Source organism: Pseudomonas sp. 21615526, from assembly GCF_013386245.1.
Classification (GTDB): Bacteria; Pseudomonadota; Gammaproteobacteria; order Pseudomonadales; family Pseudomonadaceae; genus Aquipseudomonas.
Genome location: NZ_JACAOM010000015.1, coordinates 87,115 through 103,378, shown reverse-complemented (window position 1 = coordinate 103,378; position 16,264 = coordinate 87,115). Strand labels below are relative to the sequence as shown.

Sequence of the window (16,264 nt, the reverse complement as noted above, 5' to 3'; positions counted from 1 at the left end):
CTTAAGCGCCCGCCAGACTCTCCCCCATCAAAACAGGGAGAGCTTCATGAACCGCAATCTGCTTTTCAAATTGGGCGCCATCGCGCTGCTGATCGTGCTGTTGTTGATTCCGTTGCTGATGATCCACGGGGTGATTACCGACCGTCAGCAACTGCGCGACGACGTCTTGCAGGATATCGCCCGCAGTTCCAGCTACAGCCAGCGCCTCAATGGCCCGGTGCTGGTGGTGCCTTATCGCAAGACCGTCCGGGAGTGGAAGCTCAATGAAAAGCTCAACGAACGCTACGAAGAAACCCGCGAGGTGCGTGGTCATCTGTATTTCCTGCCGGAGCAATTTGCCCTCGACGGGCAGGTGCAAACCGAAGTGCGCGCCCGGGGCATCTACCAGGCGCGGTTGTTCCACGCCGACAGCCGTATCAGTGGGCGGTTTGTGTTGCCGGAGCAGTGGGGCATCACGGAAAACTTTGCCGATTACCGCTTTGAGCGGGCGTATCTGGCAGTGGGTATCAGCGACATTCGCGGCATCGAAAATGCGTTGAAGCTGGAGCTGGGCAGCCAGCAACTGGCGTTTTCCCCGGGCACTCAAGTGGCTTGGCTGGGGGAGGGTGTGCACGTGATGCTGCCCGAGCAGGACAGCCAGAATCCGTCACCTTTTGACTTCGCCTTTGACCTGCGCCTGCAAGGCACCGAGCAACTGCAAGTGGTGCCGGTGGGCAAGACCAGCCAGGTCAAGCTGGCGTCCAACTGGCCGCACCCCAGCTTTATCGGCAACTTCCTGCCGGCCCAGCGTGAGGTCACCGCCCAAGGCTTCAGCGCCAATTGGCAGACCACATTCTTCTCCACCAACCTGGAAGAAGCACTGCGCGGTTGCCTGGCCGAGCGCGGCTGTGACGACTTCAACAGCCGCAGCTTCGGCGTGAGCTTTATCGACCCGGTGGACCAGTACCTCAAGAGCGATCGGGCGATCAAATATGCGCTGCTGTTCATTGCCCTGACGTTTGCCGGTTTCTTCCTGTTCGAGGTGCTCAAGAGCCTGGCGGTGCACCCGATCCAGTACGCGCTGGTGGGGTTTGCCCTAACGTTTTTCTACCTGCTGCTGTTGTCGTTGTCCGAGCACATCGGGTTTGGCCCGGCTTACCTGATATCGGCGGCGGCCTGTGTGTTGCTGATCGGGTTTTACGTCTGCCATGTGCTGCGCAGTGTCGCCCATGGCCTGGGGTTTTCAGCAGGGTTGGCGGCGTTGTATGGCTTGCTGTACGGGTTGCTGAGTGCCGAGGATTACGCGTTGTTGATGGGCTCGTTGCTGCTGTTCGGGTTGCTGGGCACGGTGATGGTGCTGACCCGCAAGCTGGATTGGTATGGCGTGGGCAAACGCAAGGAGGTGGGTGATGAGTAGGTCGTTGGGGTTGCGGGAAGATCAGCAAGAGGGCGCGCAGTTAGTGGTGAGGATTAACGCGCTATTCCCTTTGGCCCGGGAGCTTTTTGTGGCGAGGGAGCTTGCTCCCGCTGGGCTGCGCAGCGGCCCCAAAAATCCTGGGAGCGCTTCGCACTCCAGCGGGAGCAAGCTCCCTCGCCACAGAGGGGCCCTTGCAGCAGGTTAGGCCGGTGGCTGGGTCTGGAGCATCGACGGCCGCTGACTCACCTCGGCATACCACGCCGCCAGCTTCGGATGGCTCGACCGCCACTGCATGTCCGGGTGGCGGAAGTCCAGGTAAGCCAGTGCACACCCCACGCTGATCGCGGCCACGTCAAACGGCCCGGCCAGTTCGGCGATGGCGTCCTGTTCGAGCATGTCGAGGGCGCGGCGGATCTTGTCGCGCTGGCCTTCCAGCCACAGGTCCCAGTGTTTTTCCTCGGGGCGCATGGCGGTTTCATAACGCACCAGTACGGCGGCATCCATGATGCCGTCGGCGGTCGAGGCCAGGGTCAGGCGCCGCCAGCGGGCCGGGCCGTTCCGGGGGATCAGTGGAGTCCCGGTGTGTTGGTAGTCGAGGTAATCGAGGATCACCCGGCTGTCGTGCAGCGCATTGCCGTCGGCCAGGCGCAGGGCGGGGATCTTGCCCAGCGCGTTGTCCAGGATTACATCGGCGTCGGGCTTGACCGGCGTCGGCACGCAGGCGTGCAAGGTCACGCGGTCCAGTTGACCGGTCTCGTGCAACAACACCCGTACTTTGCGCACAAACGGCGAGGCAGGGTTGTGGAACAACGTCATGCTGGGGGTGGACATGGGCATTCCTCGGAAAAGGGCAGCGCTAATCTATCTCAACGCTTGAGCAACGCCCAGCTACCTATGGCGGCCGGAATGCCCAGCCCCACCCAGCTCAGCGAATCCCACAAGCCGTCCCCCAGCAATGCCGCAAACAATCCGGCAGCACTCAACAACCCGATGGCCAGCGGAATGCCGAATACCTTCCAGAAACTCGATTGCCTCGGCTTCATGACTTGGCCGCCTTGCGCCGCACCAGCCACAGGTACACGCCACTGCCCAGGACGATGATGGTCAGCACATCCAGCACCGCCCAGAGGATCTTCATCGGCATGCCGCCGTAGTCACCGAAGTGCAACGGCTGGGACATGCCCATGGCGTCCATGTACCACGGCCGTTCGGCGATGGCGGTGACGTGCAGGTTGCTGGCGTCGATCAATACCGGCGTCAGCAGGTGTGAAGTCAGGTGGGTGCTGCCTTTCATGAACACCGCGTAGTGATGCTCGCTGGAGAAACGCGTGCCGGGGAACGCGATAAAGTCCGGCTCCATCCCGGGCGCGGCCTTGGCGGCAATCGTCAGCAGGTCGGTGGCGGGGGCGCGCAGGGTCAGCGGCGGGGCGTTTTTGTAAGGCTCGATCATTGCGCTGAGGCTGTCGGTGCGCCACGCGGCGATGATCAGGTCGGCGCAGGCGCTGATCACGCCGGTCACGCCCACTACCAGCGCCCAGGTCAGGGTGACCACGCCGATCAAGTTGTGCAGGTCGAGCCAGCGCAGGCGCGTGGATTTGTCCTGGCGCACGGTGGCGAATTTCAGCCGGCGCATGAACGGCAGGTACAGCACCGTGCCGGAGATGATCGCCAGCACAAACAGAATGCCCATGAACGCCAGCAGCAACTTGCCCGGCAGCCCGGCGAACATATCGACGTGCAGGCGCAGCAGGAACATCGTCAGCCCGCCGTTGGCCGAAGGCGTTTCCACGGCCTCGCCGGTGCGGGCGTCGAGCATGAAGGTGTGGGAGGAATTGGGTTCGGTGCCGGCGGTGGCGGCCATGATCGCGATCACGCCGTTCTTGTCGTCTTCGTCCCAGGCCAGGTATTGCATGGCTTCGCCGGGGCGATGGGCCTGGGCTTTGGCAACAAGCTGTTCGAGGTTCAGCTGTGGGGTATCGGCGGGCATCTGTGCCAGCTCGGGTTCGTTGCCCAGCAGGTGGTCGATCTCGTGGTGGAAGATCAACGGCAGGCCGGTGAGGGCGAGCAGCAGCAGGAATACGGTGCAGACGAGGCTGGTCCAGGTGTGGATGAAGGACCAGCGGCGGATGGTTTTGCTTTTCATTTTCTAGCCTTCAGACACACCGAAGCCGCCCACGGGGGCGGCCCGGTTGTTAACTCAGCCGATTACCACTGGTAGGTGGCACTGGCGACGACGCTGCGTTGGTCGCCGTAGTAGCAGTAGGAAGCATCGCAGGTGGAAATGTAGTCCTTGTCGAACAGGTTGGTGGCATTCAGTTTCACCGAAGCCCCCTTGAGGCTGTTGTCCAGGCGGCCGAGGTCGTAATGCACGGAGGCATCGAACACGGTGTAGGCATTGGCCTTGCCCAGCCAGGTGTTGCCCTGGTCGCCATAGGTATTGCCGGTGTAGCGGGCACCCGCGCCAATGCCGAAACCGTCGAGCACACCGGCGTGCCAGGTGTAGTCGGTCCACAGTGAGGCTTGCTGGTTTGGCATCAGTTGCAGGCGGTTGCCTTTGTATTGGCCTTTTTGCACTTCGGATTTGGCCAGGGTGTATGCCGCGATGACCTTAAGGTTCTCGGTCACGTCAGAGACGGCTTCCAATTCCAGGCCCTTGACCTTCACTTCGCCGGTCTGGTTGGTGATCGACTGGCCACCGGCGCCGAAGCTGGTAACCAGCACGTTCTTTTGGGTCAGGTCGTACACCGCGGCGCTCAGCAGGGTATTTGAGCCGGGTGGCTGGTACTTGACCCCCAATTCCCATTGCTTGCCTTCGGTGGGTTTGTACGACTCGGTTGGCGAGACGCTGGCGTTACTCGCTGGCTGGAACGATTCGGCGTAGGAGAGGTACGGAACGAAGCCCGAATCGAACACATAGCTCAGCGCGGCGTTGCCACTGAAGTTCTTGCTGCGGTCGGTATTGGTTGCATCGTTTTTGTTGAAGTAGGTGGTGCCTTGGTGCACCCAGTCTTCACGCCCGCCGAGGGTCAGGCGCCACTGGTCCAGGGCCATCTGGTCCTGGGCGTAAAGGCCAGTCTGGATGGTTTTCTGGTTGTAGTCGTAATAAGCGGTGGAGCGCGCCGGACGCACCACCGGCTTGGTGTTGACGGGGTTGTAGAGGTTGACTGTGCCGCCGTCACCGAAGATCGACAGGTACGAGGTGTCGGTGCGCTGGTGATCCAGGCCGAGCAACAGCGTGTGGGTGATATCACCGGTGGCGAAGTCAGCCTGGAAATTGTTGTCGACGGCGAACTGGCCGATGTTTTCGTCGACGTTGGTCGACCCGCGGCTGGTATTGCCCTCGGCATCAATGGTCGAGTAACCGTAGGAACCCACGGTCAGTTGCTGGAAAGCCAGCTCCGACTTGGTGTAACGCAGGTTCTGCTTGAACTGCCAGGTATCGTTGAAGCGATGCTCGAAGGCGTAGCCCAGCGCGTAGTAGGTGCGGTCGTAGTACTCGTAGTCCGGGTCGCCGAGGTTCTTGTGATGAGAGATGTCCCCCAGCGGCGATTTGATCTTGGTGCCGACAATGGGCAGGAACTGACTGGTGGCGCCGGTATCGTCGCGGGTGAACTGCGACAGAAACGTCAGCTTGGTGTCGGTATCAATATTCCAGGTCAGGCTGGGCGCGATGTTGTAGCGCTTGTTGTCGATGTGATCGACCTGGGTGCCGGCGTCGCGCACCACACCGCTGAGGCCGTAGAGAAACTGGCCTTCATCATCGATCTTGCCGGTGCTGGCGAAGTTGATCTGGCGGTAGTTGTCGCTGCCATACTGCACCTGGATGGCATTGCTCGATTCAGCGCTGGGGCGGCGGCTGACCATATCCAGCAGGCCGCCGGGCGGGGTCTGGCCGTAGACCGACGAGGCCGGGCCGCGCAGCAGCGCAAGGCGGTCGAGGTTCCAGGTTTCGGCTTTCGGGTTGGCATACACGCCGCGTGGCAGCGGCAGGCCGTCGAGGAACTGGGTGGGTTCGAAGCCGCGTACACGCATCCAGTCGTAGCGGGTGTCACTGCCGTAGCTGGCGGACACGATGCCGGGCATGTATTTGACGGCGTCATCCAGGTTCTGGACGTTGCGGTCCTGCATTTGCTGGCGAGTGGCGACGGAGATCGAACGCGGGGCTTCGACCAGTGCGGTATCGGTCTTGGTGCCGGCAGCGGTGCGGGTCGCCAGGTAACCATCAACCGGCCCCCATGCGCTTTCCGCGTCGGCCTGGCCGGTAATGCTGGTCTCCGGCAATGCCACGACCCCATCCGGGATCGCTACCAGGCTGAACGTGCCTGCACTGCTTTGCTCCAGTTGCAGCCCGGTCCCGCGCAACGCTTCACGCAATGCGCCTTGTGCATCGAATTGCCCTTTTACCGGCGCGGAAGTCTTGCCCGCTGCCAACCCCGGGTTCAGCGTCAGCGCCAAACCGGCCTGGCTGGCGATCTGGTTCAGGGTGGTGGCCAGCGACGCTGCCGGCAGATTGTAGGCGCGCACACTGGACGCTTGTTCGGCGGCGAGCAACTGGGTGCTGGCCAGCGGAGCGCTGAGGGCAATGGCCACGGCCAACAGGCTGGGGCGCAACAAGGTGTCTAGTGTGCGGGACATAGGGCGGCTCCTGAATGGAAATATTTCTCAATTGCCTATGTGCCGAGCGAGATGCAAAAAGTGATAGGGCTCGATGAAAATAATTTCTATTAGTGGGTGAGTGCTGTTTTTGAGGGCCTCATCGCAGGCAAGCCAGCTCCCACAGGGGAACGCATTCCACCTGTGGGAGCTGGCTTGCCTGCGATGACAATGGCCTATGCACCACAGGAGCCTACGGCTTGGGCGCCACCGTCACCCACCACGGCGTGTATTGTTGAATCTGCACCGGCAAGGTCGGCAGCAGCGCGTTCAGTGCCAGGTTGGTGTCGTGCAACGGAAAGCTGCCGGTGATCCGCAGGTCGGCCACCTGTTTATCCACACCCAGGTAACCGGTGCGATAGCGGCTCAGTTCGGCAACCACATCGCCGAGCCGCGCGTTGTCCACCACCAGCATGCCGCGCGTCCAGGCGTCGGTGCCGGGGCTGACGGCAAGCATCGGGCCGAGGCTGTCGCGGCGCATCAGCACTTGCTGGCCTTCCTTGAAGATCTGCTCTTGATGCAGCGCTTCAGGCTGTGCGCCGACGGCAGACTGCAACACGCTGAGGCGGGTGCCATCTTCCTCGCGCTTGACGATAAACCGTGTGCCCAGGGCGCGCAGGCTGCCTTCGCGGGTTTCGACAAAAAACGGGCGGGCGTCGTTGTGGCCGGTTTCGACAAGGATCTCGCCTTCCTGCAATACGATCAGCCGACGTTTCTCGTCAAAGCGCACGTCAATGGCGCTGTGGGTGTTGAGGTTGATCACGGTGCCATCCGCCAGCTTCAGGGTGCGCTGTTCACCGGTGGCGGTGCGCTGGTCTGCCAGCCAATAGTTGAGCGGCACGTAGCGCTGGCCGACGAACAATGCCAGGCCGCACACCAGCACCACACTGGCCAGGCCGCTGCCGAGCTTGCGCACGCGGCGGCGAATGCCTTCGCGCGACTGCAGCAATGCCGCACGGGCCGGGCCCGAGGCCACACTGAAACGCTGATCGAGCATGCCCAACTGGCGCCAGGCGCGGGCGTGTTCTTCGTTGCTGGCCAGCCATTTGGCGAATTCTTCCTGCTCCACGGCACTACCGTCGCCCGAGTCGAGGGACAGTTGCCAGGCAATGGCCGCGTCGAGCACCCGCGCCGACACCGGCTTAGAACTGACCGGGCTCACAGCGGCTCGCCATACAGGGCGATGTAGCACTGGCGGATACCCTGGGCCAGGTATTGCCGCACCCGGGGCACGGAAACCCCCAGGCGCTGGGCGATTTCGGCGTGGCCCATGCCGTCGAGGCGGTTATAGAGGAAGGCCGCGCGGGCCTTGCTCGAGAGTTTGCCCAGCAGGCGGTCGATGGCCTTGAGGTCTTCGAGGATCAGTTGCTGTTCTTCCGGGGACGGGTGCTCACTTTCCGGGATCAGCATCAGTTCGGTGAGGTAAGCCTGTTCCAGCGCGGCGCGGCGGAAATAATCGAAAAGCAGGCCCTTGGCGATGGCCACCAGGAACGCCCGCGGCTCGCGGGGTTCACGCAGTTCTTCACGGCCCAGCAGGCGCATGAAGGTGTCCTGGCTGAGGTCTTCGGCGCGGCTGGGGCAGGCCACGTTGCGTCGCAGCCACGCCAACAGCCAGCTGCGATGGTCGCGGTACAACGCGCCAACAAGCTCACTGTGGGGACTTTGGATTGACGACAAGGCGACACCGATCGGAAAGTTTAAACTAACGAGAATTATTCGCGATTGTGGCAGAGGTGTAAGGCGGGTGCAATTGGCGTTGGTCGGGCGGCGGCGTAATGATATCTATCATGATGATGCCGCTTACTGTGGCGAGGGAGCTTGCTCCCGCTCGGCTGCGCAGCAGTCGTAATCCTGGCAGTGCATTTATTCAGTTGGAAATGGGTTGGCTGATTTGAGGGCGCTTCGCACCCCAGCGGGAGCGAGCTCCCTCGCCACCATTAGAATGAGGGCGCTTGCTTGCGGCGTTTCCATTGGCCCAGGCGCTGTTGTAACGCGTGCGGGCTGTCGATCTGCTGCTGCCGTGCGCGGCTGAACAAAATCAGCATCAGTTCCGCCGTTGCCAACGCATCCGCACTGGCATGGTGACGCTCGCCCACTTGCAGCTTGAAATGCGTGATCCAGTCATCCAGCCCGGCTTCGCGGATGTTGGCGTCGGGGCACAGCAGCGGGGCGATGTCGGCCACGTCCAGGAACGGGTGGTTCAAGCGATAGCCCAGGCTGTCCTTGAGTGCCCGGCACAGCATGTGTTGATCGAAGGGCGCATGAAACGCCAGCAGCGGGCTGTCGCCGACAAACTCCATGAAGTCCATCAGCGCCTCTGCCGGGTCACTGCCCGCCGCAATGGCGCTGGGCCCTAGGCCATGGATCAGCACGCTGGGGTTGAGCTTGGTCTCGGCCCGGTGCAGGGTGCGTTCGAACAATTGCGAGAAGTCCACTGCGCCGTCCTCGATCACCACGGCGCCAATGGAAAGCACCTGGTCACGATTGAGGTTCAGGCCGCTGGTTTCCAGGTCCACCACCACCCAGCGCTGGGCCCGCAGCGATCCGTCCCCCAGCTCCCCAGGTGTGGGCAATTGCTCGACGCGCCGTTGTTGCGCCGCATCCAGGCCAGGTTTGGGTTTGCGCAACCAGCCAAACCAGCTCACAGCTGATACCGCAACGTCAGGCTGCCTTGCAGGCGTTGGGCCTGGCGCAGGGATTCGCGCAGGATGCGCCGGTCGAGGTGGTTGAGGCTGTCGGGATCGACGCGGTTGGAGTAGGGCAGGTTCTCGCGGGTTTGCAGTTGGTGTTGTTGCATGCGAGTTTGCTGGATGAAGTGATAGGCCTCTTCATAGGCGGCGCCATCAAGGCGTTCGATGACTTCCCTGGCCACCAGTTGGCGCAAGCGCTCCAGGGTGTTGATGGCGCTGATGCCGTTGGCCAATGCCAGCAGACGGGCGCCGTCGACAAATGGCGTGAGGCCTTGCACCTTGAGGTCAAGGGTTGCCTTGTCGGCGCCTTTGCGCGTCAACACAAAATCCCGGAAGCGCCCTACCGGCGGGCGCTGGCGCAACGCGTTCTCGGCGAGCATGCGCTGGAACAAACGGTTGTCTGCCACCTGGTCGAGAATGCCCTGGCGCAGTTGCTCGCACCCTTGCTCATCGCCCCACACCACCCGCAAATCAAAATAGATGCTCGAACCCAGCAGATTCTCCGGCGTCGCCTCACGGATAAACCCGGCAAAGCGCCGCGCCCATTCCGCCCGGGACAGGCACAGCTCCGGGTTACCGGCCATGATATTGCCCTTGCACAGGCTGAAGCCGCACAGCGCCAGGCTCTGGTTGATCTGTTGTGCCAGCGGCAGCAGGCGCCCGCGAATCTCGGCGGCTTCGGCGGCGTCCCGGGCTTCGAACAGGATGCCGTTGTCCTGGTCGGTATACAGCGTCTGCTCGCGGCGGCCCTCGCTGCCGAAACACAGCCAGCTGAATGGCACGCCCGGGTCGCCCTTGTCGGCCAGGGTCAACTCGATGACACGGCACACCGTGTGATCGTTGAGCAAGGTGATGATGTGGGTGATCTGCGTAGACGACGCGCCGTGGGCGAGCATGCGCTCCACCAACTGGCCGATTTCGCCGCGAATCGCCACCAGGTTTTCGACTCTGGGCGCATTGCGGATGGTGCGCGCCAGGTGCACCAGGTCCACCCGCTGCAGGGAAAACAGGTCACGCTCGGACACCACGCCACACAGGCGCTGATCCTTGACCAGGCACACGTGGGCGATATGCCGCTCGGTCATCGCAATCGCCGCGTCGAACGCGCTGTGGTCCGGCGTGAGGAAAAACGGCGCCTGGGTCATATGGCGCTCGATGCCCTGGTTGAAATCACTGGTGCCGTCGGCCACCACCTGGCGCAGGTCCCGCAGGGTGAAAATCCCCAGGGGCGCCTTGTGTTCATCGACGATCACAATGCTGCCCACCTGCTGCTCGTGCATTTGCGTGACCGCTTCACGCAGCGGCGTCAGCGGGCTGCAGGTGACCGGGTGACGCATGGCCAATTCGCCCAGGCGGGTGTTCAGCGAATATTGGGTGCCGAGGGTTTCCACGGCCTTTTGCTGGACTTGCTGGTTGACCTGGTCCAGCAAGCTGCTCACGCCGCGCAAGGCAAAGTCGCGAAACGCGCTGGAAAGGGCGAACAGCTTGATAAAGGCCGGCTTGTTCAGTTGCAGGCAGAAGGTGTCTTCGGCGGCTTTGTGCTCGGTACGGGTGGCCCGCTCCCCCAGCAGCGCCGCCAGCGGAAAACATTCACCGGTGGTGATTTCAAAGGTGGTTTCTGTCGAGTCCGGCCGCTCGCCGACTACGCGCCCCTGCTTGACGATATAGAAGTGTTCCACCGGCCCGCCCGAGGGCTTGAGGATGCTCTCGCCGGGGCCGTAGAAGCGCAATTGACACTGCTCTACCAGAAATCCCAGGTGGGCGTTTTCCATTTGGTTGAACGGCGGGAAGCGTTGCAGGAATTGCAGGGTGCCGTGGATGTTCTGCAACACAGCGGTTTTCCCCGCTTGTGTGAAAGCATCAGCTTTACTCATACCTATGACCGCAGTTTTTTTGTCGTTATCGTGCCCCATGGTCGACTCCTGCGCTGCGGGTGCCCATTGGACGTAAGTCTAGGTAGCGATTCGCCCTCACTTACTAGGGAAAAACCTTACATGAATATCGTCCAAACCCCGTAGAACGCCCACTAGGCAAACTTTCCGACGAAGTGCACATTGTTCGCCCTTCCGGCGATGTCTGACTTCTGTGCTGGGAGATTGAATAGAACTGCCGAGAAACGTATGTCCGACCACGATATTTTGAGTGATGCCGAGCGCGAGGCCCTGAGTGCAGTTATGCAGGAGCCGGATTTGCCGCCACAACGGGTTTTGATCGTGGATGACGACAAGGACGCGCGCGAACTGTTGGCAGAAATTCTTGGCCTGGACGGCATTCGTTGCATGACCGCCGACAGCGGCGAGGCTGCATGGGACTTGTTGAGTTCCAGCAGCTCCATCGGCTTGCTGATCACCGACCTGCGCATGACGCCGAGCAACGGGCTGCAATTGATTCGCCAGGTGCGCGAATCCACCCGGGCGGCGCTGCCGATCATCATCATGTCGGGTGACGCCGAAGCGCCGGATGTGATTGATGCGATGCATTTGAGCGTGGTGGACTTTTTGCTCAAGCCGATTGATAGCGTGAAGCTGGCGAAAATGGTGAAGCGGGAGTTGGGGATGGCGTCCTAGACGGTGCCATTGGTCTGATTTCGCGAAGAACTGTCAATTCTGACAGTAGGAAAGTATCGAACTTCGCATGTTTACTGATTAGGAGGGGGTGGGTCGCAGGCCTGCACCTAATCAATTTGTGAACAGGAGTTCATCATGAGTACTGAAAAATTCAATATCGATGAGAAAGAACTGCACAAGGCCAAGACTTTAAGCAGTGGTGATGCTCGTATTGAAGTTTCGCGAGATGGCACCTTGAGTCATGTATTTGTGCCTACAGACGTCTTTGGCTATCTCTCCTGGAGCGCTTTGGACGGTGCAGTTGAGAGTGTTCGTATCTACTACGGAAGCGACTTGAAAGCCGGGCCGCATCATCGGAAAGCTCCACTTCTTAATGTCACCTACCGCGATGCCGACGGCCATTCATACCATCAGCCTGTGCTGGGTGACCTCACTGTGCTGGTCGATCGTCCGGAGTCCGGTACTACCTTCAAGCACATCGGGAAACTTACAAACGTAACGTTTGAATCGGACGGAGGAACGGTCACGCTTAATGGGAACTACACCGTTGAGTCCGATTGACATCCCAAACAAAAAAGCCCTGATCGATAGGTCAGGGCTTTTTCGTTTCTAGCGCTTACTCACAGACCATTCTTGGCCTTGAACTCCCGACGCCGACGGTGCAACACCGGCTCGGTATAGCCGTTCGGTTGCTTGGTCCCTTCAATCACCAACTCCACCGCTGCCTGGAACGCGATGTTGCTGTCGAAATCCGGAGCCAGCGGACGGTACAGCGCATCCCCGGCGTTCTGACGGTCCACCACCGGCGCCATGCGCTTGAGGCTTTCCATCACCTGGGCTTCATTGACGATGCCGTGGCGCAACCAGTTGGCAATGTGCTGGCTGGAGATACGCAGGGTGGCGCGGTCTTCCATCAGGCCGACGTCGTTGATGTCCGGGACTTTCGAGCAACCCACGCCCTGGTCGATCCAGCGCACCACGTAACCGAGGATGCCCTGGGCGTTGTTGTCCAGCTCGTTGCGGATTTCTTCGTCGGACCAATCGGTATTCTGGGCCAGGGGAATGGTCAGGATATCGTCTACCGAAGCACGTTCGCGCTTGGCCAGTTCGGCCTGGCGGGCGAACACGTCAACCTTGTGGTAGTGCAGCGCATGCAGCGCAGCCGCCGTCGGCGAAGGAACCCACGCCGTGTTGGCGCCGGCCAGCGGGTGAGCAATCTTCTGCTCCAGCATGGCGGCCATCAGGTCGGGCATCGCCCACATGCCTTTACCGATTTGTGCGCGGCCTTGCAGGCCGGTGCTCAAGCCGATGTCCACGTTCCAGTTTTCGTAGGCGCCGATCCACTTCTCGGCCTTCATGGCGGCCTTGCGCACCATCGCGCCGGCTTCCATGGAGGTGTGGATCTCGTCGCCGGTACGGTCGAGGAAGCCGGTGTTGATAAACACCACGCGCTCGCTGGCGGCCTTGATGCAGGCCTTGAGGTTGACCGTGGTACGGCGCTCCTCGTCCATGATCCCGACTTTGAGGGTGTTGCGCGGCAGCTTCAGCACGTCTTCGATGCGACCGAACAGCTCGTTGGTGAACGCAGCTTCTTCGGGGCCGTGCATTTTCGGTTTAACGATGTACACCGAACCGGTGCGGCTGTTCTTGCGGCGGGTGTTGCCGTTAAGGCTGTGGATCGCCGACAGGCTGGTGAGCAGGCCATCGAGAATGCCTTCCGGCACTTCGTTGCCATCCTTGTCGAGGATCGCGTCGATGGTCATCAAGTGGCCAACGTTACGCACGAACAGCAGCGAACGACCGTGCAGGGTCACTTCCTTGCCGTCGGCACCGGTGTAGACGCGGTCGGCGTTCATGGTGCGGGTAAAGGTCTTGCCACCCTTGGCGACTTCTTCCGACAGGTCGCCCTTCATCAGGCCGAGCCAGTTGCGGTAGATCACGACCTTGTCATCGGCATCGACGGCGGCGACGGAGTCTTCGCAGTCCATGATGGTGGTCAGGGCGGCTTCCATCAGCACGTCTTTCACGCCGGCGGCGTCGGTCTGGCCGACCGGGGTGCTGGCGTCGACCTGGATTTCGAAGTGCAGGCCGTTGTGCTTCAGCAGGATGGCAGTCGGCTTGGCTGCGTCGCCCTGGTAGCCGATCAACTGGGCATCGCTGCGCAGGCCGCTGTTGCTGCCGCCCTTGAGGCTGACCACGAGCTTGCCGTCGACGATCTTGTAGCCAGTGGAGTCCACGTGGCTGCCGGCAGCCAATGGCGCGGCTTCGTCAAGGAAGGCGCGGGCGAAGGCGATGACTTTGTCGCCACGCACCTTGTTGTAGCCTTTGCCCTTTTCGGCGCCGTCGGCTTCGCTGATGGCGTCGGTGCCATAGAGCGCGTCATACAGTGAGCCCCAGCGCGCATTCGAAGCGTTGAGGGCGAAACGGGCGTTCATCACCGGCACTACCAGCTGCGGGCCGGCCATGTGGGCAATTTCTTCGTCGACGTTTTGGGTCGAGGCCTGGAAATCCGCGGCTTCTGGCAGCAGGTATCCGATATCTTGAAGGAAGGCTTTGTAGGCCACCGCGTCGTGGGCCTGGCCGGCGTGTGCCTGGTGCCAGGTGTCGATCCGCGCTTGAAAATCGTCGCGTTTGGCGAGTAGGGCTTTGTTCTTCGGCGCCAGGTCGTGGATGACCTTGTCGGCACCGGCCCAGAACTGGTCGGCGGTAATGCCGGTACCAGGAATGGCTTCGTTGTTCACGAAGTCGAACAGGACTTTGGCGACCTGCAGGCCACCGACTTGAACGTGTTCAGTCATTGCTTGCCTCACTCTGCGGAGCTTATGCGCTTTTCAGCTTTTCAATTTACCAATGAAGCCTCTGGCCATGTAAACCGTGAACACGCTGCACCAGTACATGCCGTAGAAGGCGGCTGGGCGGGCTGCGTCGCGGTGCGTGGTTGCCTTGGCAGACATCGACCTAACGTTATGTAGTGCGCGATTGGGCATACTACATGATGAGTTGCGGTTGTGAAAATTAGACTAAATACGTCGTTTAGCGACCCACTTTGGTCGTACGGTCACAGTGGGGTACGGGATGTTCTCAAAAAACTATTGGATTGTTCCATATAAATATAAAAATGGTACACGATTTGTTTTCGTGGCTACCTGAGTCCACCTTGGTAGGTACGAGGGGAACGCCTGGTTCCTACCTGATTTTCATAAGAAGAGGACGACACCATGGACCATCTCGTACTGACTGTCATCGCCCCGGACAAACCCGGTGTGGTCGAACGCATCGCCCAGTGCATCGCCGCCCATGGCGGCAACTGGCTGGAAAGCCGCATGGCGCACATGGCCGGGCAGTTTGCCGGGATTTTGCGGGTGAGCGTGCCGGCGGAAAATCGGCTGGACTTGATTGGCGCGCTGGAAGACTTGTCCACCCACGGCATTCGCGTGCTGCTGGGCGAAAGCAGTTCGCTCGCCCCCAGCGAGTCGCAACCCATCGCGATGGAACTGGTCGGTAACGACCGGCCGGGGATTGTTCGCGACATCACCGCGCTGCTCAGCAAGCAGGGTGTCAACCTGGAGCGCTTGATCACCGACGTGCGCCCGGCGCCCATGAGCAGCGACCTGCTGTTCCACGCCGAAGCCTTGCTGGCGGTGCCGTTGACGCTGCCGCTGGAAACCTTGCAGGCGGCGCTGGAAACCCTGGCCGACGACTTGATGGTGGAACTGGAACTACGCAGCGAGGAATAGTTGCCCACAAGGTTATGCATGGAAATCTTGCATGGGCCTGTGGATAACCTGTAGAGACCCGCGTCCGGCCCAGGCGGGCCGTGGCTCTTCGCCAGCTGGCTAAAAAACGAACAGTTTCAAGGGCTTGTGCACAAACGCCGGGGACCAGGCTGTGGATAACCTTGGGGTGAATGCCTGCAAGCCACACCAGCTGTGGCTTGCAGAGGTTTGTACGTTATTTGATCAGTTTTTCCGCACAGTCATCCAGGCGTCGATGCTGTAAACCACCAGGCCGGCCCAGATAAAGCAGAAGGCGATCAGCGTGGCGGGTGCCAGGTGTTCGTTGAATAACAGCACGGCTTCCAGCAGCACCAGGGTGGGCGCCACGTATTGCAGGAAGCCCAGGGCGGTGTAGGGCAAATGCCGTGCGGCGGCGTTGAAACACACCAGCGGGATCAGCGTCACCGGACCTGCGGCCACCAGCCACCACGCTTCGGAGGTGCTCCAGAATTCCATCTGTGCGCTGTGGGCCGAGGGGTTGAACAGCAACCATGCGATGGCAATCGGCACCAGCATCCAGGTTTCCACCACCAGCCCGGGCAATGCCTTGACCGGCGCCTGCTTGCGGATCAACCCGTAGAAACCAAAGGTCGCCGCCAGGACCAGGGATACCCACGGCAGGCTGCCGACTTGCCATACCTGTTGCGCCACACCTACCGCTGCCAGGCCCACGGCCACCCATTGCAGGCGGCGCAGGCGCTCGCCGAGGATCACCATGCCCAGCAGCACGTTCACCAGCGGGTTGATGTAGTAACCCAGGCTGGCCTCCAGCATGCGGCCACTGTTCACTGACCACACGTAGGTCAGCCAGTTGGCTGCGATCAAGGTGCCGCTCAGGGCCAGGATCGCCAGGCGCCTGGGGTTGTCCCGCAGTTCTCGGAGCCAGCCCGGGTGTTTCCAGACTATCAGCAGCAGACTGCCGAACAGCGCCGACCACAGCACGCGGTTGACGATGATTTCTGCGGCGGGAACGCTGGCGATGGCCTTGAAGTAGATCGGGAACAGGCCCCAGATGACGTAGGCGCTCAGGCCCAATATGTACCCGCGACGGGGGTTGGCGGCTTGCATGCAGAATCCTTGCTTAGGCAGCTAACAAAGCCGCGATTGTAAGGATATTTGTCAGTCAGTGGGATGTGCTTTTCTGTAGGAGCTGGCTTGCCGGCGATGGCTTCACCCCGGTTC

The 16,264-nt window shown here is 61.2% G+C and carries 14 protein-coding genes; 4 read left to right on the top strand and 10 right to left on the bottom strand.

Features of this window, described 5'->3' with window-relative positions; genetic code table 11:
- The first annotated feature begins 46 nt into the window (after window positions 1-46).
- A complete protein-coding gene (gene creD, locus HX786_RS06635) occupies window positions 47-1,396 on the top strand; it encodes a cell envelope integrity protein CreD (protein ID WP_178911856.1) in 1,350 nt (449 codons plus the stop codon).
- 201 nt (window positions 1,397-1,597) lie between these two features.
- Here the strand turns inward: creD and HX786_RS06630 are convergent, their stop codons facing one another.
- The 8 genes from HX786_RS06630 to HX786_RS06595 all read right to left on the bottom strand — a co-directional run bounded on the left by HX786_RS06630 (window position 1,598) and on the right by HX786_RS06595 (window position 10,613).
- Window positions 1,598-2,227, bottom strand: coding sequence for a glutathione S-transferase (locus tag HX786_RS06630; RefSeq protein WP_178911855.1), 630 nt, complete (start codon window positions 2,225-2,227; stop codon window positions 1,598-1,600).
- A gap of 35 nt (window positions 2,228-2,262) precedes the next feature.
- Window positions 2,263-2,439 carry a hypothetical protein gene (locus HX786_RS06625; RefSeq protein ID WP_003209216.1) on the bottom strand — a complete coding sequence of 59 codons (177 nt, stop codon included), beginning with the start codon at window positions 2,437-2,439 and terminating at the stop codon, window positions 2,263-2,265.
- A complete protein-coding gene (locus HX786_RS06620; protein ID WP_003209218.1) occupies window positions 2,436-3,539 on the bottom strand; it encodes a PepSY domain-containing protein in 1,104 nt (367 codons plus the stop codon). Before HX786_RS06620 ends, HX786_RS06625 begins: the two co-directional genes overlap by 4 nt.
- Window positions 3,540-3,601: 62 nt before the next feature.
- Entirely contained in the window at window positions 3,602-6,031 is a 2,430-nt protein-coding gene (locus HX786_RS06615; RefSeq protein WP_087694749.1) for a TonB-dependent siderophore receptor, read from the bottom strand.
- A gap of 211 nt (window positions 6,032-6,242) precedes the next feature.
- Window positions 6,243-7,211 (bottom strand): FecR family protein, encoded by a 969-nt coding sequence (locus tag HX786_RS06610; RefSeq protein ID WP_178911854.1) that lies wholly within the window; start codon window positions 7,209-7,211, stop codon window positions 6,243-6,245.
- Window positions 7,208-7,726 carry an RNA polymerase sigma factor gene (locus tag HX786_RS06605; RefSeq protein WP_010167452.1) on the bottom strand — a complete coding sequence of 173 codons (519 nt, stop codon included), beginning with the start codon at window positions 7,724-7,726 and terminating at the stop codon, window positions 7,208-7,210. The genes HX786_RS06610 and HX786_RS06605 overlap by 4 nt, the downstream gene beginning before the upstream one ends.
- A gap of 260 nt (window positions 7,727-7,986) precedes the next feature.
- Window positions 7,987-8,694: a PolC-type DNA polymerase III gene (locus HX786_RS06600; RefSeq protein WP_003211091.1), complete on the bottom strand. Its 708-nt coding sequence runs from the start codon at window positions 8,692-8,694 to the stop codon at window positions 7,987-7,989.
- Window positions 8,691-10,613, bottom strand: coding sequence for a putative nucleotidyltransferase substrate binding domain-containing protein (locus HX786_RS06595; protein WP_003211088.1), 1,923 nt, complete (start codon window positions 10,611-10,613; stop codon window positions 8,691-8,693). Before HX786_RS06595 ends, HX786_RS06600 begins: the two co-directional genes overlap by 4 nt.
- Before the next feature lie 246 nt (window positions 10,614-10,859).
- On the opposite strand from HX786_RS06595, the gene HX786_RS06590 reads away from it, so the two are divergent.
- Together HX786_RS06590 and HX786_RS06585 are read left to right on the top strand one after the other, a co-directional pair.
- Window positions 10,860-11,306, top strand: coding sequence for a response regulator (locus HX786_RS06590; protein WP_003211086.1), 447 nt, complete (start codon window positions 10,860-10,862; stop codon window positions 11,304-11,306).
- A gap of 135 nt (window positions 11,307-11,441) precedes the next feature.
- Entirely contained in the window at window positions 11,442-11,867 is a 426-nt protein-coding gene (locus HX786_RS06585; RefSeq protein ID WP_087694746.1) for a hypothetical protein, read from the top strand.
- A gap of 59 nt (window positions 11,868-11,926) precedes the next feature.
- Here HX786_RS06585 and HX786_RS06580 read toward each other — a convergent pair whose 3' ends face one another.
- Window positions 11,927-14,104, bottom strand: coding sequence for a malate synthase G (locus HX786_RS06580; RefSeq protein WP_177080651.1), 2,178 nt, complete (start codon window positions 14,102-14,104; stop codon window positions 11,927-11,929).
- A gap of 420 nt (window positions 14,105-14,524) precedes the next feature.
- Between HX786_RS06580 and HX786_RS06575 the strand changes: the two genes are divergently transcribed.
- A complete protein-coding gene (locus HX786_RS06575) occupies window positions 14,525-15,043 on the top strand; it encodes a glycine cleavage system protein R (RefSeq protein ID WP_003211081.1) in 519 nt (172 codons plus the stop codon).
- A gap of 222 nt (window positions 15,044-15,265) precedes the next feature.
- On the opposite strand, the gene rarD is transcribed toward HX786_RS06575, so the two are convergent.
- Window positions 15,266-16,150, bottom strand: coding sequence for an EamA family transporter RarD (rarD, locus tag HX786_RS06570; protein WP_003211079.1), 885 nt, complete (start codon window positions 16,148-16,150; stop codon window positions 15,266-15,268).
- Window positions 16,151-16,264 lie beyond the last annotated feature (114 nt).